11 protein-coding genes are annotated in these 19,903 nt (G+C 57.8%); 7 read left to right on the top strand and 4 right to left on the bottom strand.

Going from position 1 to position 19,903, the window contains the following annotated elements:
* Positions 1-72: 72 nt before the first annotated feature.
* Positions 73-1,599, bottom strand: coding sequence for a flavin-containing monooxygenase (locus AC0V6L_RS03180; RefSeq protein ID WP_486152978.1), 1,527 nt, complete (start codon positions 1,597-1,599; stop codon positions 73-75).
* 123 nt (positions 1,600-1,722) lie between these two features.
* On the opposite strand from AC0V6L_RS03180, the gene AC0V6L_RS03175 reads away from it, so the two are divergent.
* Positions 1,723-3,771, top strand: a complete 2,049-nt coding sequence (locus AC0V6L_RS03175) for a TonB-dependent receptor (protein ID WP_486152977.1) — start codon at positions 1,723-1,725, stop codon at positions 3,769-3,771.
* A gap of 203 nt (positions 3,772-3,974) precedes the next feature.
* Positions 3,975-6,545 carry a TonB-dependent receptor gene (locus AC0V6L_RS03170; protein WP_486152976.1) on the top strand — a complete coding sequence of 857 codons (2,571 nt, stop codon included), beginning with the start codon at positions 3,975-3,977 and terminating at the stop codon, positions 6,543-6,545.
* 105 nt (positions 6,546-6,650) lie between these two features.
* On the opposite strand, the gene AC0V6L_RS03165 is transcribed toward AC0V6L_RS03170, so the two are convergent.
* Both AC0V6L_RS03165 and AC0V6L_RS03160 read right to left on the bottom strand, forming a co-directional pair.
* Complete coding sequence (locus AC0V6L_RS03165; RefSeq protein WP_486152975.1) at positions 6,651-7,814, bottom strand: acyl-CoA dehydrogenase family protein; 1,164 nt, start codon at positions 7,812-7,814, stop codon at positions 6,651-6,653.
* Between the two features lie 144 nt (positions 7,815-7,958).
* Complete coding sequence (locus AC0V6L_RS03160) at positions 7,959-8,720, bottom strand: crotonase/enoyl-CoA hydratase family protein (RefSeq protein WP_486152974.1); 762 nt, start codon at positions 8,718-8,720, stop codon at positions 7,959-7,961.
* A gap of 109 nt (positions 8,721-8,829) precedes the next feature.
* Here AC0V6L_RS03160 and AC0V6L_RS03155 point away from each other — a divergent pair, with 109 nt between their 5' ends.
* The 4 genes from AC0V6L_RS03155 to AC0V6L_RS03140 all read left to right on the top strand — a co-directional run bounded on the left by AC0V6L_RS03155 (position 8,830) and on the right by AC0V6L_RS03140 (position 13,566).
* The gene (locus tag AC0V6L_RS03155; RefSeq protein WP_486152973.1) at positions 8,830-10,098 is read left to right on the top strand and encodes an acetyl-CoA C-acetyltransferase; all 1,269 of its coding nucleotides are present in this window, start codon (positions 8,830-8,832) and stop codon (positions 10,096-10,098) included.
* Positions 10,091-11,638 (top strand): acetyl-CoA acetyltransferase, encoded by a 1,548-nt coding sequence (locus AC0V6L_RS03150; RefSeq protein WP_486152972.1) that lies wholly within the window; start codon positions 10,091-10,093, stop codon positions 11,636-11,638. The genes AC0V6L_RS03155 and AC0V6L_RS03150 overlap by 8 nt, the downstream gene beginning before the upstream one ends.
* Before the next feature lie 102 nt (positions 11,639-11,740).
* On the top strand, positions 11,741-12,862 hold the full coding sequence (gene hppD / locus AC0V6L_RS03145) for a 4-hydroxyphenylpyruvate dioxygenase (protein ID WP_486152971.1): 1,122 nt from the start codon (positions 11,741-11,743) through the stop codon (positions 12,860-12,862).
* Between the two features lie 125 nt (positions 12,863-12,987).
* Entirely contained in the window at positions 12,988-13,566 is a 579-nt protein-coding gene (locus AC0V6L_RS03140; RefSeq protein ID WP_486152970.1) for a VOC family protein, read from the top strand.
* 133 nt (positions 13,567-13,699) lie between these two features.
* Here AC0V6L_RS03140 and AC0V6L_RS03135 read toward each other — a convergent pair whose 3' ends face one another.
* Complete coding sequence (locus tag AC0V6L_RS03135; RefSeq protein WP_486152969.1) at positions 13,700-16,354, bottom strand: M14 family metallopeptidase; 2,655 nt, start codon at positions 16,352-16,354, stop codon at positions 13,700-13,702.
* 255 nt (positions 16,355-16,609) lie between these two features.
* On the opposite strand from AC0V6L_RS03135, the gene AC0V6L_RS03130 reads away from it, so the two are divergent.
* Positions 16,610-19,903 (top strand): TonB-dependent receptor domain-containing protein, encoded by a 3,294-nt coding sequence (locus tag AC0V6L_RS03130; RefSeq protein ID WP_486152968.1) that lies wholly within the window; start codon positions 16,610-16,612, stop codon positions 19,901-19,903.

Below are 19,903 nucleotides of genomic sequence, written 5' to 3'. Positions count from 1 at the left end.
CGCGCAGGATTAGGCGAAACAGGCGCGGCGGGCCAGCCCTTAAGTGCAGCCCCTTGGCGTAAACCTGCGCGGTTACTCCGCCGCTTCCAATTGCGCATTTGCGCCGCCAGCTGCATTGGCCGAGCTTCCAAATACGAGCAGCCCATCATCAACCGGATCATCACGCATCTGCTTGCGATCCAGCACATATTCCTGATTCAGCCACCAAGGAAAGCTGGTGCTGCTTTTGGGATTGATCGATTTGGCCCGCTGGAGATAGCCGCTGGAGAAGATTTCATAAATGTCCTCTTCTTGAAGGCTTGCTTCTGTCTCCGGGGTCATCACAGGCGTGGCCAGATCACTGCCCCTCTCGCGCATCGTATTGAGCACACGGCAGATATAATCGGCATTGATATCCGCGCGCAAAGTCCAGCTGGCATTGAGATATCCGAACACCACCGCAAGGTTGGGCAGGTTGGAGAACATGCAGCCTTTGTAATAATAGTGCTCGGCAAAATCGACAGGTTTGCCGTCCACGCTGAAAGCGATCTTGCCAGCGACCGCGAGTTTCAGCCCCGTTGCCGTCACAATCACGTCCGCCTTGATAAATTCGCCCGATTTCAGGCGGATGCCGTCTTTTTCGAACGCTTCGATATGGCCAGTGGCGATGCTTGCTTTGCCTGAATTGATCGCTTCGAACATGTCGGCATCCGGCACCAGACAAAGGCGCTGCTCCCACGGATTATAGGGCGGGGTAAAGGCCTGCTTGTCGTAATCCTTGCCCATGGCCTTTTCGAGGCCCTTGGTCAGGTTCTTGATGACCTTTTCCGGTTTGTTGCGCGCAATTTTATACGTGAAATCCTGCATCCAGATATTGCGCGCGCGGGTGATCTTATAGGCCAATCCTTCGGGCATCACTTTGCGCAGCGAATTGGCAAACCAATCCTTTGCAGGGCGCGATACCATCCATGTCGGCGTGCGTTGGAGCATGGTGATATGCTCTGCCTGATCCGCCATTGATGGAACGATCGTCACCGCGGTTGCGCCTGATCCGATCACCACAATCCGTTTGCCGGCATAGTCAGGATCGCTCGGCCAGAATTGCGGGTGCCACACTTCGCCTTCGAATGCGGACAGGTCAAAGCCTGCATCATGGGGCTCATCGTAATCGTAATAGCCAGCGCCGAGATAGACGAAATTGGCGGTGATCTGACTGCGTGAGCCGTCGCCTTGTTCAATCTCGACATACCAGCGCGCGTCTTCGTGATGGAAATCGGCGCTGATGACTTTTTGGCCAAACCGGATGTGCTCACGAATGCCGCGTTCATCGACAATGTGGTTGAGGTAATCGAGAATGGCAGGTGCATCTGCGATGCTTTTTTCATGCCGCCAGGGTTCAAAATCAAACCCCAATGTGTGCATGTCGCTGTCAGAGCGAATGCCGGGATAGCGGAACAAATCCCACGTGCCGCCCAGCTTTTCGCGGCGTTCAACAATGCCAAAACTGTGGCCGGGCGCTTTCATTTTCATATGCGCGGCCATGCCGATGCCCGAAATCCCTGCGCCGACGATCAGCACGTCGAGATCGGGCTTGTCCTGGTTGAAAGCTGCTTGGGGCATCGGATTCTCTTCCTCATTGGCTTATTGCCTTGATGCGGATGTAACCACACACCTTGGATAAAAGCGAGTCTTGATGGCATTTTGCAACTGACTTTGGCAGCGGCGTGCCCTAGGCGGCGCGCCATGTTGCATCTTACGCGTTTCGCTCCGTCACTATTCCTTTCCGCATCACTGATGGGGCTGTGCGCACCTGCCATGGCGCAGGATGGCTCGCCCGAACCTGATGAAGACAATGTATGGGACGGCGAAATCGTTGTGCTGGGCGAAGGGTTAGACCCCGCGCCATCCATCGGTGCCTATGCCGTTACCACGATTGAGCGCGAGGCGATTATCGCGACCGGGTCAGGCCGGATCGAGGACACACTGCGCAATGTTGCAGGTTTCCAGCAATTTCGCCGGTCAGACAGCCGCTCGGCCAATCCTTCTGCCCAAGGTGTTACATTGCGCGCCCTTGGCGGCAACGCGACCAGCCGCGCTTTGGTGCTGCTCGATGGGGTGCCTGTGGCCGATCCGTTTTTCGGGTTTATTCCGTTAAGCGCGATTGCGCCGGAAAGCCTTGCGCAAATTCGCGTGACGCGCGGGGGCGGGGCGGGGCCATTCGGTGCTGGCGCATTGGCGGGCACGATTGAGCTGGAAAGCGCTGGCCCGGCCACGCTTGGCCCTGTTTCTGGCAGCGTGCTGATTAACAATCGGGCAGAGACAGAAGCGTCTGCCAGCATTGCCCAAAATTTGGGCAGCGGATTTGCTGTTGTCAGCGGACGGTGGGACCGGGGGCGCGGATTTTTCACCGCGCCAGACGATCAGCGCGTCCCCGCCAGCGCGCGTGCGGCGTTTGACAATTGGCAGGTCGGATTGCGCGCTGTCGCACCGCTTTCCTCCAACACTGAATTGCAAGCCCGCTTCAGCGTATTTGATGACAATCGCACGCTGCGTTTTGGTGGAGCCAATTCCTCGCATCAAGGGCAGGATGCAAGTGTGCGCGTGATCGGGCGCGGCGCGTGGGAGTATGACGCGCTGGCTTATGTGCAGGCGCGCAATTTTTCGAATGTCGTGATCAGCTCCTCGCGGTTCACTCGCGTGCTCGATCAACGCAATACGCCTTCCACCGGGCTGGGCGGTAAGCTGGAAGTGCGCCCGCCCATCGACGAAGCGCACACTTTACGCCTTGGCCTCGATTATCGCCGCGCAGATGGTGAATTGCAGGAAGAGGCGTTCAGCGCGTTCACAGGCGCTTTGCGCGAACGGCGGCGTGCGGGCGGGACGAACACCAATTTGGGCCTGTTCATCGAGGATGACTGGCAAATCGGCCCGCTGCTTATAACAGGCGGATTGCGCGCGGATCGCACCAGCATTGCCGATGGCTTTTTCCGCGCGGTCGATGCGGGCGGCACCGTGGTGAGCGAAACGCTTGCGCAAGGCCGGTCTGATTGGGCCGTCAGCTGGCGTGCGGGCGCATTGTTTTACGCCTCGCGCACACTGGAATTGCGCGGCTCTGCCTATACCGGGCTGCGCCTGCCGACTTTGAATGAACTGTACCGCCCCTTTGTCGTGTTCCCTGTGGTGACCCAGGCCAATGCCGCGCTTGAAAACGAGCGGCTTGAAGGGTTCGAACTGGGCGCTGATTGGCGAGCGAGCCGCAATGTACGCGTGTCGCTTACTGCGTTTGACGGCCGGGTTGAAAACGCGATTGCCAATGTCACCATCGCGCCCAATCTGCGCCAGCGGCGCAACCTTCCCGCTATTGACGCGCAAGGGATAGAAGGCGCGATTGCCGCAGAATTCGGCACAGTTAGCGTGGATGCCTCGCTGACCTATACTGATGCACAGATCGCAGGCGAGGGCGCGGCGGCAGCTTTGGATGGCAATCGCCCGCCGCAAACGCCTGAGCTCGCAGCCTCTGCGACATTGGCGTGGCAGCCAGCGGCAGGTTGGCGCATTGCAGGCACTTTGCGGCATGTATCAGCGCAATTTGAAGACGATCAGGAAACCGACCGTCTGGCTCCTGCAACGACGCTTGACCTGTTTGCACAGGCCCCGGTGACGAAAACGATCAGCGTGGTTGTCCGCGGGGAGAACCTGTTCGATGAAGATATCATCACGCGCAATGCGGGCGGAGCGATTGATCTGGGTGTGCCCAGAACGCTTTGGCTGGGCGTAAGAGTGGGATATTGATGTTAAATTGGGTGCGCCGCGCGCAACAAACTTAGCCTTCAGGCCGCGCGCTTATAGCTTTGCTGCACTGCAGCGTAACATGTTGTATTTTTGCTACAATCGCGCAAAAGCGCCCAACCGCTCTTGTGGGAGGCAAAACCGCTGATAGTCTTCGCCCATCACGAAGCGCGCCAACCAAGGCCGCTCTCGATAGGGAGAAAAATATGACACGTAAGGTTGCAGCCTATGCTGCTGGCCTCCTGGCTTGCACTACTTTTACAGCGCCTGCTTTTGCACAAGACACAGATGGAGCCGAAGCCCCCGAAGCGGATGACAATGTCATTATCGTGACGGCAACGCGGCGCGCTCAGGATGTTCAGGATATTCCGCTGGCTGTGACCGCCGTTGGACCCGCTCAGTTGGAGCGGCAAGGCATCAATGAAATTCGCGATGTTACAGCCGTGGCTCCCAGCTTTTCGAGCACCACTGCTCAGACTGCGGCTGGATCGGTTGTGCTGCGTATTCGCGGTGTCGGCACCACTTCCAACAATATCGGCTTTGAATCAGCCGTCGGTATTTTCGTCGATGGCGCTTACCAATCGCGTCCCGGCGTTGCTCTTGGCGAGTTTGTGGATATCGAACGGGTCGAAGTGCTGCGCGGTCCGCAAGGCACGCTTTTTGGCCGCAACACCTCAGCTGGCGCGCTCAACATCACCAACAAACGGCCCGATTTGGGCGAGTTTGGCGGATTTGCAAACGCAACCTATGGCCGGTTTGATGAAATCGGTGTTCAAGGCGCGGTGAACGTGCCGATCGTTCAAGACACCCTCGCTTTGCGGGTCACCGGGGCTTATCGCCAAAGAGACGGCTCGCTGACGGTTGTTGATGCGGCAGGCAATGAGATCGGCGATACCAACGATATTGATCGCTATTTGCTGCGCGGTCAGCTTGGTTGGGAAACCGATTCAGGGTTCAGAGGCCGGATCATTGCTGATTATTCGAACAACCAGTCCAGCGCTGGTGCAGCGGTACAGGTTTTTGAAACCCCGCTCAGTCCCTTCTTTGCAGCAGTGGGACTTCCCGCCACTGGCGGCCAACCAACGGCGAATTTCGCCACATCGCCTTTTGATCAAAGAGGGTTCAAGAACGCTGCGCAGGACCGCACTGTCGCGCTGAACAGGATCCCTGTTGCAGATGTCGAAAATTACGGGGTCGTCGCAGAGCTTGAGCATCCCATTGGCGACAGCGCTGATATTATCTTCATCGGTTCATACCGCGAATACAGCGCTGTTGAAGATTACGATTCCTCGTTTTCTGCTATCGACATTCTGAACGTCACTTTGGACACCCAGATCGAGACATTCACGGCGGAACTGCGTTTTCAGGGCGAAGCTTTGGGCGGCCGATTGAACTATATGATCGGCGGTTATTATTCGGACGAGCAGATTGAGGCAAACAACCGCTTCACACTGGGTGAAGATTTTGGCGAGCTGACAGGTTTCTTGTTCGCCGGTCTGTCTGGCGGCGCGACATTGGGAACGCTTGGCGCCAACCCGCTTTCAGCGCTGACGGGCGGTCTTGATCCAGCAGGTTCCAGCAGCCTCAACCGGTTCACGCAAAGCGCAGAGAGCTGGTCAATCTTTACGCATAACAGTTTTGAGATCGCAGACGGGCTTGAATTCACTCTCGGCGCGCGCTGGTCGGATGAAAGCAAATCCGGCGGGTTTGAGCAGCTCGAAAACACCAATGCGGTGTGCCCGGCCTTTGTTGCAGGGCTGACTGGCGGCGCGTTTGATCTTGGCCCGCTGAACACGCTGGGCATTCTGACGGGCTGTTTTGGCTTCACAGCTCCGGCAGACACTCCGGCATCGGCTGTTCTGCCTTTGCCGCAAACATTCCAGGACACTTTCAACGATGAGGAGCTGATCTATACGGTCAAGCTGGGCTATGAATTCAGCCCTGCTGCCAATGTATATGCCAGCTTCACGCACGGTTATAAATCGGGCGGGATCAACCTTGATACGACTGCTGGTGTGTTCGGCGCGGATCCGACTTTCGAATCTGAAGAAGTTGACGCCTATGAAATTGGGTTCAAGTCGCGGTTCCTGGATGATGCGGTGACTTTGAATGTCGCGGCTTTCCATCAGGAATTCACGAACTTCCAGGTTCTCGAATTCACCGGCGCAGCGTTCCAATCGTTCAATGTGCCTCAGGCGATTTCAACCGGCCTTGAGATTGAAAGCACCATTCGTCCAAACGAAAACTGGACTTTCAATCTTGCGACGACAATCCTCGATTCGCGCTATCCGGACGATTGCAATGGCGATCTGGTCAATGTGACGGTTATCTCGCTGTGCGGGAATGATCTGACCAATGCGGCCAATCTCACCGCGATTGCCGGCGTTTTGTACGAGAATGAGCTGACCGATAACATCGACTTCTTCTTCTCGGCACAAGGCCGGATGGTTTCGGATGAGCGCACTTCGACACAGGCGATTGTGCCGCCGACAGTGGCAGCCGGTGCAAGCGAGGCTGAAATACGGGCCGCGGCTGCAGCAGCGCCCTTGATCGTTGGCGACATTCAAGACGCCAATGTGAAAGTGAACCTGCGCGCAGGTATTAGCGCTGCTGATGATGCGTGGGCGATTGAGGCATTCGTTCTCAACGCGACCGATGTGGTGACACGCGGCGTTACGTTTAACAACGTGCTTCGCGGAGTGGGCGCGATCAACGCCCGGTCAAGCTTCGTCTTGGAGCCGCGCACTTACGGTGTGACGGTCCGCACTCAGTTCTAAGTTTGAGACCAAGTTATGTGGCCTTTGGGAGAGGGCTACAGGAAGGGGCGGCACACCGTAAAAGTGGGCCGCCCCTTTTTGCATCCTCGAAGTTGAAATATGGGTCTACATGCTGCGCGCGATCAGCATTTTCATCACTTCGTTTGACCCGCCAAAGATCCGCGTGATGCGGCTGTCGCGGTACATTTTGGCGATGGGGTATTCGTTGATATAGCCCGCGCCGCCATGCAATTGCAGGCATTTGTCGACGACTTCGCCTTGCAGCTCTGTCACCCAATATTTCGCCATGCTGGCGGTTGCGACATCAAGCTCGCCGTTGAGCAGTTTGGCGATGCAGTCATTCACAAAAACGCGCGCAGCCGTGCCGCGCGCTTTCAGATCGGCAAGCACAAATTGCGTGTTTTGAAAGTCCCAGATGGTCTGGCCAAACGCTTTGCGCGATTTGACGTATTCGACCGTCGTCTCCAGCGCTTTTTCAATACCATTGGCAGCGCCCATCGCGATGACGAGGCGTTCCTGCGGCAATTCGCCCATGAGCTGATAGAACCCTTTGCCTTCCACCCCGCCAAGCACATTTTCAGCTGGCACAAACACGTCCTCGAAAAACAGCTCCGATGTGTCGGCTGCATCCATGCCGATCTTGTCGAGTTTTTTGCCGCGCTGGAATCCGTCTGCCCCGTCCGTTTCCAGCAGCATCAAAGATATGCCCTTGGCCCGCTCATTCGGATCGGTCTTGGCGACAACCACGATAAAGTCCGCGGTCTGACCGTTGGAAATATAGGTCTTTGCGCCATTGATCCGGTAGCCATTGCCATCTTTCAGCGCAGTCGTGGTGATGGATTGCAGGTCTGATCCCACGCCGGGCTCTGTCATTGCGATTGCGCTGACGAGCTCTCCTGTCACAAGCTTGGGAAGGTATTTCTTCTTTTGCTCTTCGGTGCCGTGGCGCACGAGATAGGGCAGGATAATGGTGTTGTGCAGACTGGCGGCAAAGCCATCCACTTCGTGTTTTGATTGCTGATCAATCACCACCATTTCATGGCGAAAGTCCCCGCCATGGCCGCCATATTCTTCGGGAACGGATGCGCCGAGCAGGCCGGCTGCACCGGCTTCATTCCAAAATTCGCGTTCAACCTGGCCCTCTTCGCGCCATTTTTCGACACGTTTTTCGGGCGCATGCTGCTGGTAGAATTTGCCAACCGCATCAGCGAAAATCGCGATTTCCTCGTCTTCCATGAAAGCGGGCTGGGGAACGTCGATTACAGGCATTTGTTTCTCTCCTTGATGCCGCAGCCACCCGCGCCCTCCGCCCTTCCACCCGGATCGTGCCCCGATGCGATAATCCGGGTGGAAGGGCGGAGGGCGCGGGTGGCCTGGGCGCGCGCCGCCGGCGCGCACCAAACCATATCTATCTTATTTGCCCTTCCAATTGGGAGCGCGCTTTTCAGCAAAAGCAGCGGCGCCTTCGCGGGCGTCTTCGGATACGAATACGGGCGCGATCAGCTTACCCTGATTGGTATAGCGATCTTCCATCGCCCAGCTGCGCGATTCCTTCATCACCTGCTTTGAAACCTTGACCGCAAGCGGGCCATTGGCTGCGATTTTCGCGGCCAGCGCTTTCGCGCCATCAAGGGCCGAACCATCTGTGACCGTGTTGATAAGGCCAAGCTCATACGCGCGCGCCGCATCGATAAAGTCGCCCGTCAGTGCCAATTCCATAGCAATGCGTTCGGGGATCTGGTCCGGCAGCATCATCACGCCGCCAGCGGCAGCGACAAGCCCGCGCTTGGCTTCTGGGATGCCGAATTTCGCGCCGGAATTTGCAACCACCAGATCGCAGGCAATCATCAGCTCAAGCCCGCCCGCCAGCGCATAACCTTCGACAGCGGCAATCAACGGCTTTGCAGGTGGTGCCTGAACAACTCCGCCAAATCCGCGTCCCTCAACGCTGGGGCTTTCCCCGCGAAGGAAGCCTTTCAAGTCCATGCCGGAGCAGAACGTTCCGCCAGCGCCTGTCAGAATGCCGACGCGCAGATCATCTTCAGCATCGAGGCGGTCCATCGCTGCGGCAATGCCTTCGGCTGCCGCTTTGGTCATCGCGTTTTTGGCTTCGGGCCGGTTGATCGTCACGATCAAAACCCCGTCATCGACTTGCGTCAGAACTTCCTCGCTCATCAGGCTCTCACTCCCATTTTTATTAGAAACCTATTCTTGTGAAAGAAGTGCAGGCGGTTTACGAAAACGTCAACAGCAATTTCGATAAGATAAATGGGAAGAGGATATTATGGGCCAAGCTTACATCATTGATGCGGTGCGCACGCCGCGCGGAATTGGCAAACAGGGCAAAGGCGCGCTGGCCGAAGAGCATCCGCAGCATTTGGCTGCAACCGTGCTGAAAGCGATTGCGCAGCGCAATGGCCTTGATACCGCGACAGTGGACGATGTGATCTGGTCCGTTTCCACGCAAGACGGCATGCAGGCGGGCGATTTGGGCCGGATGGCGGCGCTTGATGCGGGCTATGACATTACCTCAAGCGGGACGACTTTGGATCGCTTTTGCGGGGGCGGGATCACGTCTGTGAACCTTGCCGCTGCTCAAGTCATGAGCGGTATGGAAGATTGCATCGTTGCAGGCGGCACCGAAATGATGAGCCTGACGGCCGCGATGTCGAAAGAGAAAATGCAGGCCGGGATAAAGCCGCCAATGATGGGCAGCTATAATGAACGACTGCAAAGCGTTCACCCGCAATCGCATCAGGGCATTTGCGGCGATGCGATTGCCACAATGGAAGGGTTCACCCGCGAGGAGTTGGACGAAGTTGGTTTCCGCTCTCAGCAGCGCGCAGCAGAAGCGATCTCCGAAGGCCGTTTTGACAAGTCGGTCGTTCCCGTAACGGCGGATGATGGCACTGTCCTGCTCGACCGGGAGGAATATCCGCGCCCGCAAACGACAATGGAAACATTGGCCGGGCTGGAGCCTGCTTTCACCAAAATCGCCGATGTACCGCTCGATAAAAACGGCACGACATTCCGGGGGCTGATCAACCAGAAATATCCCGATCTCGACATCCAGCATTTCCACCATGCCGGCAATTCATCCGGCGTTGTCGATGGCGCAGCAGCGGTGCTGGTGTGCTCGAAAGAATATGCTGAAAAGCACGGGCTGAAACCGCGCGCACGGATCGTGCAAACCGCCAATATGGGCGATGATCCCACGCTGATGCTGAACGCGCCTGTGCCCGCGGCCAAAAAGGTGCTGGAACGCGCCGGGATGAGCCTTGAGGATATCGACCTGTTCGAAATCAACGAAGCGTTTGCCGTGGTGGCAGCGAAATTCGTGCGCGATCTTGGTCTTGATTGGGATAAGGTCAATGTGAATGGCGGCTCGATCGCATTGGGTCACCCCATCGGGGCAACAGGTTCGATCCTGATCGGCACTGTGCTGGACGAGCTGGAACGCCGCGACCTCAAAACAGGGCTCGTGACGATGTGCGCAGCGGGCGGCATGGCGCCTGCGATCATTGTGGAGCGGGTGGACGGCTTCGTTGACTGATCTGCAAGCACACATTGCGGACAATACGCCTGTCATCATTGGCGTCGGGCAATATTCCGAACGCACCGATCAGCCCGGCTATGAGGCTTTGTCTTACATGGACCTTGCCGGGCGGTCGCTTAGCGCTGCGATTGCCGATAGCGGGGCTGCGGGGTCTGTGGCGGGCGCGATCGATACGCTCGCTGCGATCCGCGCGTTTGAAATGTCGCGGCCTGATCGCGATCCGCCTTTTGGAGCGCCGGACAATGTGCCGGGCGCTATTGCCAAACGCGTCGGGGCCAATCCTGCTCGCCAGATCCTGACGACAACCGGCGGCCAAACCAACCAGAAACTGGTTGGCGAATTTGCGCGCGATATTGCCGATGGCAAATGCGAATGCGCGGTGATCACCGGGGCCGAGGCGATTTCGACCGTGCTTGCTCTATCGGCCAAAGGGGAAAAGCCCGATTGGTCCGAAGAGATTGGCGGCGAATTTGAGGATCAGGGCTTTGGCCTTGACGGAATGATCGAACCGGCATTGTTCGCCCATGGGGCAGGCGGGGCGATCCCGCTTTATGCGATTGCCGAAAATGCGCGCCGGGCAAAGCTTGGCAAATCGCTTGATGAATATCGCCGCGATATTGGCGAATTGTTTGCCCCTTTTACGAAGGTTGCCGCCGCCAATCCCCATGCCGCTGCGCCGGTTGAACGCAGCGCCGAAGAACTCGCCACCATTACGCAGCGCAACCGGATTGTGGCAGAACCCTATCCGCGCATGACAGTCGCGCGCGACCAGGTGAATCAGGCGGCAAGCATCATCATCGCCAGCGCTGGCAAAGCGCGCGAATTGGGCGTGCCGCAAGGCAAATGGGTGCACATTCACGCGGTCACCTCTGCCACTGAGCTGATGCTGTCACAGCGGCCCGATCTGGCCGCCAATCCAGCCTCGATTGCCAGCGTTGAGGCGGCACTTGCCCGGGCAGGCAAAGGGATGGGGGATATGGCCTTCCTCGATTTCTATTCCTGTTTTGCCATTCCCGTTTTCAATCAATGCGACCATTTCGGTCTTGCCGCTGATGATCCGCGCGGGCTTACGCTGACAGGCGGATTGCCGTTCTTTGGCGGGGCCGGAAACAATTACTCTGCCCACGCCATTTGCGAAGCGGTCCAGCGCGCGCGCGGCAGGCCCGGCTCCTTCGCTCTTACCGGGGCCAATGGCGGGTGGATGAGCAAATATGCGACCGGCATCTATTCGGCCCAGCCTGCCGACTGGTCGGCCAATGACCGGTATGAAACGCTGCCATTGGCCGATGATGCGGTGCTGCGTTCTGATGAAACGTTCGGTATGGCCACCGTTGAAAGCTATACCATCAATCACGGCAAGAAAGGCGCAGCCGCCATTTGGATCGGGCGCAATGACAGCGGCGAGCGGGTTGTCGGCAATGCCGATCTCAGCGATGAACCAACGCGTTCGGCTTTTGAAAGCGGGGAACCATTCGGCGTCCGGCTGAGTATCAGCAGAACGGACAAAGGGCTCAATCTGGGCAGGGTTGGTTCATAAGATACATCCTGAGCGGAGCGGGGGGAGACCTTTGACAAATAGTCACACTCTGCCTATATAGTTTCAATTGAAACCATATAGTTTTGCGCGAAGGTTCTCCTCATGACTGTCCAAGCCCCGATCCATCCCGGCGATCTGTTTGAAAACCCCGCTGGCCTTGATGGCTTTGAATTCGTCGAATTTTGCGCGCCTGAAAAAGGCATGCTGGAACCTGTGTTCGAGGCGATGGGCTTTGCGCTTGTGGCCAAGCACCGGTCGAAAGATGTGCATCTGTGGCGGCAGGGCGGCATCAATCTTATCGCCAATTACGAACCCAAAAGCGCGGCGTGGTATTTCGCCCGCGAACACGGCCCGTCAGCGTGCGGCATGGCGTTCCGCGTGCGCGATGCGGCCAAAGCTTACGATCATCTGATGGAGCAAGGCGCAGAGCCTGTCGCCAACGAACCCGGCCCGATGGAACTGCGCATCCCCGCGATCAGAGGCATTGGCGGCGCGATCCTTTACCTCGTTGACCGCTATCCCGATGCAGCGGGCGAGGGGCTTTCCATCTATGACATCGACTTTGAATATCTGCCTGGCGCGGACAAACATCCCGAAGGCTGCGGTTTCCAATTGATCGACCACCTGACGCACAATGTCTATGGCGGGCGCATGGCCTATTGGGCTGATTTCTATGAGAAACTCTTCAACTTTCAGGAAATCCGGTATTTCGATATCAAAGGCGAATATACCGGCCTCACATCCAAAGCGCTGACCGCGCCCGATGGCAAAATCCGCATTCCGCTGAATGAAGAGGGCGAGAACGGCAAAGGCCAGATCGAGGAATATCTGCGCGAATATAATGGCGAGGGCATTCAGCATATCGCGTTGATCTGTGATGATCTGGTCGCCTGCTGGGACCGGCTGCAAAAGCATGGCGTGCCGTTTATGACCGCGCCGCCGCAAACCTATTATGAAATGCTGTCCGAACGCTTGCCGGGCCACGGCCAGGATGAGGCTGCCTTGCAAACGCGCGGCATTTTGCTTGATGGCACCACCGAAGGCGGCAGCCCGCGCCTGCTGCTCCAGATCTTTGCAGAACCGCGCATTGGCCCTGTCTTCTTTGAATTCATCCAGCGCGTGGGCGATTACAAAGACGGCTTTGGCGAAGGCAATTTCAAAGCTTTGTTTGAAAGCATCGAACGCGATCAGGTCGCGCGCGGCGTGCTGGATGTGGCGGATTAGACAATAGTATCGTCATTGCGAGCCGCAGGCGAAGCAATCCATCGTCAGACATAACGTCTTGATGAACCATTCGAACATGGATTGCCGCGTCGCCTTCGGCTCCTCGCAATGACGAGGAGAGAGTGATGACCAAAACGACTACCAACCACCCCGTTAAACTGGGCGGCGTCCATCACGCGGCGTACCGGTGCAAGGACGCGAAAGAAACGGTCGAATGGTATGGCCGCGTGCTCGGCATGGAATACACCACCGCCTTTGCTGAAGATCACGTGCCCTCAACCGGCGCATATGACCCGTACATGCACGTGTTTCTGGATGCAGGCGGCGGCAATATCCTGGCGTTTTTCGAGCTGCCTAACCAGCCCGAAATGGGCAGCGATCCCAACACACCTGCATGGGTGCAGCACCTCGCTTTCCGCGTGCCTGACGAAGCGGCTTTGATGGCGGCAAAAGATCACATTGAGGCGCAAAGCATCGACGTGCTTGGCCCCACGCATCACGGCATTTTCAAATCAATCTATTTCTTCGATCCCAATGGCCACCGCGTCGAACTCGCCGCCGATATCGGTACGGACGAACAATACGCCGAGCTGAAACGCGTCGCGCCTGCAATGCTGGACGAATGGAGCGAGACGAAGAAAGCGCCGCGTCACGCAGACTGGCTGCACGAGCTTGCACGCAAAGAGCACGGGAGTGCTGGCTGAGGCCAACATAAACCACCGCTCGTCCTGAGCCTGCCAGTGGACCGCACTTTATCTTTGAGCTCTCCGAAAAAAGGTAAGGACGACCCTTCGACAAGCTCAGGGTGAGCGGGTTTTCGTAATCAATGCTTGCGCTCTAACGCTCCCGTGAGGGCGCGACCAGCACGGCATTTGCCAGCAGCAGGTCAAGCCCATCAAGATAAGCGCGCGTGGTGGGGTCTTGGGTGAAAGCAATTGTCAAACCGTCGCCTGAACGCTGAGCCATCAAATACGGCTTGAACGCCATCTGGCGACGGTTTTCGTCCCAAACATATCCGCTGGCGAGTAATTGCTGCGGCCCGGCATAGCGCAGGACATTCACGCCATCAGCCCGGTCAAGCGGGGTGTAAATCTGCGATCCTGTGGCATTCACCACCGCGCGTCCGCCTTCTCCATCGCCATAGCCTGCTGACAGGTAATGGTCGGGATCAGCCAAGGTGTTGAGCAAAGCGCCGGGCAGATTATCAGGCAGGGCGGTTTCATCCTGAATGGCGGCGCGGTATTCTTCCTCGCTGGTAAACTCGCGGCCTTGGGCAAGAGGCGCGCTGGCTTCATCATCGCTTGCCGCCTCCAGTCCCAGCGCGGCTTCTCTTGTGACAGACAGCAGCGCATCATCGCCGCCTGCAAAGGTGCGCAGCGAATTGCCCAGGGTTACCAGAACGCCGCCGCGCTTGACGAAATCCGCGATGGTGTTTCTGCCGCCGCGTCCAAGCGTTCCTGCAGGCGACCCATCAGGCACGACCAGCACATCATAATCGGACAAATCCGCGCGCGCGAACCGGTCTGTACGGATGGGGGAGACGGGCAGTCCAAGCCTCCGCTCCAGCACATAGCGGGCCGATCCTGCGCTCAATTGCGACACGCCATCATCCCACGCCATCGCAACGCGCGGCAATGTCAAGCGGACGAACGCTTCGCTGCCCAGATTGGGGCCATCATCGACCCAGCTTGATGGCATGCGGGCTGTGTGCGCGCCAATCTCGCGCGCCAGTTCGTCAAGACGCGCCATGGCTTCTGCTGTATTGCTGGCGGCCGGGAAAACCACTGTGCCGCGCCCGAATTTCCGCCCGTTCTGGGTGAAAGCCTCATCGGTAATGCGGGCTTCCAATCCTTCGCGCAATGCGAGTGTGACAAGGCGCGCCTGCCCGCTATCGGTCCACGGGACAGCCACGGCGTAATTGCCGCTGCCCTCGGTTATCGGAGCGATAGGGGCGCTGGCATCCAAGGCCGAACCGCCCACCGCGCCGGTGCACAGCGACACGTCCACGCCCGACATCAGGCCAACAGACCAGGCGGTTACATCGTAGAGTTCGTGCGGTTGATCCTCGGATCGGCGCTGTTCCTGCTCGATAATGAACTGGCGCGGCAATGGCGTGTTTGTGTCAAGCAGGCTGCGCACAAGCCGCGCAGCGGGCTGGGCTTGGGGAACGGCGAGATATCCTGCCGGATAGCGCGTACCGCACACGCTGACAGGGCCATCGCGGCGCAGAACGGTGATGCCTTGGGCGGCCAATCTGCGGCCCAGGCCTTCTGCATTCCAGCGGCGTTTCGACAGATCGATAACATAGCTGCCCCGGCCCGCTGCGCCATTGGCATTGCCCGCGCGGTAGGATGCAAAGCTGGAGAGGAAATAATCCGCGTTCTCCGCCACCGCTTCGGCAGTGGAGAGGCTCGCGATGAACTGATTGCGCACTGTTGTCGCATAAGTCAGCGTTTCGCCATTGCGGCGGTCAAACAGCAGCCCGCGCGAAGAGCCTTGCTCATAAGTGCTGCCAATCGCGCCGTGATGCGCGTTCCAAGTGTCGCCATATCCGGGGTAGAACAGGTCATAGACCTCGCGCGTGAAATAAGGCTGGCCCAACTCATCGAAATAGCGCGCATTGTTGCGCCCGATAATCTCATATCCGCGCAATTGTTCAGGGGTGATATTGGGATTGATGGGGTCTGCAGCGGGGCTGAAGAAGTACGTTTCATCCCCGCCCATTTCGTGGATGTCTTTCACCACAACCGGGTTCCACGCGCGCACAGCCGCAACTTTGCCGCGCGTTTCGGGCTGGCTTAAAGTGAACCAATCGCGGTTGAGATCGAACATGTAATGATTGACGCGTCCTGATGGCCACGGCTCGTCATGTTCTGCGGTTTGCCTGTCGCCCAGCGGGGTGAGCCCCAAAGCGGTGCGGAAATTATGGACAAACCGCGCGCGGCCATCGGGGTTTTGCAGCGGATCAATAACGACAATGGTATCGCGCAGGATTTGCGTAACGCGCGCATCATTTTGCGCCGCCAGCATATGATAAGCCATCATCAATCCGGCATCGGTGCCCGAGATTTCGTTGCCGTGCACGCTATAGGCAAGCCAGGTGACAGGCAGCGCGCTGCCATTGCCCGCGCGGCCCGCTGCGATGGTGGCAAGGTCCGATTGGATCGCATCAATGCGCGCCATATTCTCAGGCGCGGTGATGACGAGGTAATGCAGCGGACGGCCCTGCCATGTGCGCGCATATTCCACCAGCCGCGTGCGATCCGGCGCAGCAGCGACCAGAGCGCGCAGATAGGCATGCGCTTCTTCGGGCGAAGTGATCCGCGTGCCCGGTGCATGGCCCACCGCGCTTTCAAGCGTCGGGATGGCAGCGTCAAATTCGCCATCTGCAAAGGATTGGGCCGATGCGGTAGTGGCCAGAAGGCCCAGACCCAAGGCCGCAATGCCTGCGGTTATCGTCTTCGCAATTCTGGCCGCGATGCGTGCGCTCATATCGGTCAATGCCCCTGATAAATTGTCGCAAATACGCCGCAGCTATTCGGCCAAGGGCGGTGCAGGGTCAAGCAGCCTTTGCCTTCTGCATGAGCACCAATCGCGAGCGGCGCGATGAGATGTGACCAATTGCGGTGCACATTTGCAACATAATTGCCGCAATCGTTACGCTAAAGTTACAAATTGGCATGTCGTTCTTTACCCGACTTCGCACTTGCAGCATGTCTGATTGCCCAGACACCTCAGGAGGCCCTCTTGCAATACGCCAAATTCTCCCGCCACGCTTTGCTGTTTACCGCCGCAAGCACATTGCCGTTTGCTGCCCATGCGCAAGATGCGCCGCCCCCTCCAGCAGATGATGGCGCAGATGAACAGGTGATCGTGGTGACAGGTTCGCGCATTGCGCGCGATCCCAATGTTGGCGCGCCTGCTCCGATACTGTCGGTGACTGCGGAAGAATTGAAGCGTGCAGGCACGGCCGATGTGGTGGACACTTTGCGCGATGTTCCCGCTCTCACCACTTCGACCAGCACGGATGGTTCGATTGATGGTATCTTTTCCGAAGGCGTTGGCCAATCGGTGCTGAACCTGCGCGGGCTAGGCGCGAACCGCACTTTGGTGCTCGTCAATGGCCGGCGGCACGTCTCCGGTGTGGCTGGCGAACAGGCGGTCGATATCAACTCGATCCCGACCGCGCTGATTGAGCGGGTGGAAACGCTGACAGGCGGCGCATCCTCGATCTATGGTGCGGACGCTGTGACAGGCGTTGTGAACTTTGTCCTCAAAGACGATTTCGAAGGCCTTCAAGCCAATATCCAAGGGGGCCTTAGCGGTGAAGGCGATGCTTTCCGGATCAATGGCGATCTGACATGGGGCACCAATTTTGCCGATGGTCGCGGCAATTTCGTGATCTCTGGCGAATATGCCCGTGCTGACGAAATCCAAATCGGCGACCGCGCATTCTCGCGCGACAACAACAATGAAGACGATCAGCCAAACCCGGCTCTGCGCTTTCAAACCGGCGAGCTTAGCGCCGCTGACACACCGAACTTTTTGGCCAATGGCGCATTCACTGGCGGTTTGATTCCCGGCAGCGCAGATGGCTTCACGCCAACGGCAGCTGAACAAGCCCTGCTTGACCGCGCAGCCAATTCCACCACTCGCCTTTTTGCGCGCGATCCGCGCTTCTCGCTTTCATCTGCGGGCGGCATTGTTGCACCCGGCGATATCGGGCTTAGCGATGGTCCGGATATCAACAATAACGGCATTGCCGATTGCCTTGAAAGCTCGGTCGGTTTCAACTCCACCTTTAATCCGGGCGCTTTCGGTCTTGCAGGTGGCTGTGCGGTTATCAATGATGACGGCTCGCTCAGCGTGTATCAGGATGGCCTTGTCACAGGCACGTTCAACCAGTTCGGCGGGAACGGCATTCCTAACGAGTTTAACGTAAACTCTCTGATCCCGGAAACCGAGCGCTGGTCGATCAATGCCAATTTCAGCTATGAGTTTTCTGACGAGGCCGAACTGTTCTTCGAAGGAAAATATGTTTCGAACTCGGCGGAATTTCAGGCCCAGCCCAACACCTTCTACGATCTGTTGACGATCCGCGCGGATAACCCGTTCATCACGGGCGATTTGCAGCAATTTGTCGCGCCGCTATTCTTTGGCGATGGGGTGGAAGAAGGGCTGTATCTCACCCGAGACCCGGCCGACCTTGGCCCCAACCGTGACCGCGAAGAATACGAAACATGGCGTTTTGTCGCTGGTATGCGCGGCGATATCACCGATCATTTCAGCTATGAGATCACCGGGAATTACGGCACGTTCCAGCGCACATCGATTGATAACAACCGCGTTATCACAGACCGCTGGTTCGCCGCGATTGACGTGATCAGCGATCCGGTAACGGGCAATCCGATCTGCCGTTCTGATATCGATCCCACCGCGCCTGCGACAACGCCATTTGGCATTCCCGTGGGCGATCCGGGCTTCTTCACCTTTAACCCCGGCGATGGCCAGTGCCGTCCGGCCAATGTGCTTGGCGGGTCAGGCGCGATCAGTCAGGATGCGATTGATTTCATCACCGCGACCACAACCGACGTGTTCGAGCTGGAACAATTGGTGTTCAGCGCGATCTTTACCGGCGATACCGGCGCGTTCCTTGAACTGCCGGGCGGTCCGATTGATTTTGTGACCGGTTTCGAATTCCGCGAAGAAGTGAGCCGGTCAAACTTTGACCCGCTGGTGCGCGGCGTGATCCCGGTGACAACCGCCGATGCCAATGAAGGCGATCTAATCCGTGATCTTCCAACAGCGGCGAACTCGCTGGTGTTCGATCCCGATGCAGTCATCGACAATGATGGCGGCGAATTTACCGTCTACGAATTGTTCGGTGAAATCCGCCTTCCCATCCTGTCAGGCGTCCCCTTTGCCGAAGTGCTTGAATTGGAAGGCGCGGCGCGCTGGTCTGATTACACGACCGTTGGCACGACTTTCACATGGAATGTCGGCGGCATCTGGGCTCCTGTGGAGGACATCCTGTTCCGCGGCTCTTATGCCCGCGCCATCCGTGCGCCAAATATCACAGAGCTGTTCAGCCCCGCACAGGGCGCAACATTCCGCCCGGTTGACCCATGCGATGTGGCAGAGCTTGCGACGGCGGCTGATCCGGCACTGCGTCAGGCAAACTGCACCGCGATCTTTGACCAATTGGGCGTCGATGAAACGCTTGGCACGGGCGCCTATGCCTTTGTTGATCCGCTCACCGCACGCTTTTCTGGTTCGGTTTCGGGCAATCCAGACCTTCAGGAAGAAACCGCCACGACCTGGACAGTGGGCGCGCAATTCACGCCAAGCTTTGTGCCTGGCCTCGTGCTGAGTGTCGATTACTACAATATTGAGCTGGAGGACGCGATCAACGCTGTCAGCGCGCAGGACATCGTCGACAATTGCGTGGATTCAGCCTCGATTGATAACCAGTTTTGCGCCAATGTGGATCGCCGCGCTGACAATGGCGGTTTCCGCTTCCTGCGTCAGTCGGTTGTCAACTTCGCGCGGCGCGAAACCGCTGGTATCGAGGCATCTGCCCGGTTCAACTTTGACCTTGGCGATCACGGCTTCACGATCAATGCCGGCGGCACATGGGTTGAAAAACTCGATGATTTCTTCGACCCCAGCGATCTGACTTCGGTCGATCCAGAGCTTGGCGAATTGCAGCGTCCTGAATGGGCCGGGCGCGGTTCACTGACATGGGATTGGAACGGTCTGAGCGTGACTTACGGCGTCACCTATCTTGACGCGATGGCACTGCGCTCTGCTGAGATCGAGGCCATCGGTGATGGACCAAACTTCCAGTTCACGCGCGAAAATGGCGTGGGCAGCGACGTGTTCATTCACGATATCTCGTTCAATTACGAAGCCACCGATCAGTTCACCGTCTATGGCGGTGTGAACAATCTGTTCGGCCGCGATCCCTATACAACCGAGCAAGCCTATCCGGTCAGCCCGGTGGGCACATATTTCTTCCTCGGCGCAACAGCGACGATGTAA

Source organism: Erythrobacter sp. JB1-15 (assembly GCF_057365035.1).
Note: the sequence above shows the minus strand (reverse complement) of the source record. Positions and strands in the feature narration are given on the sequence as shown.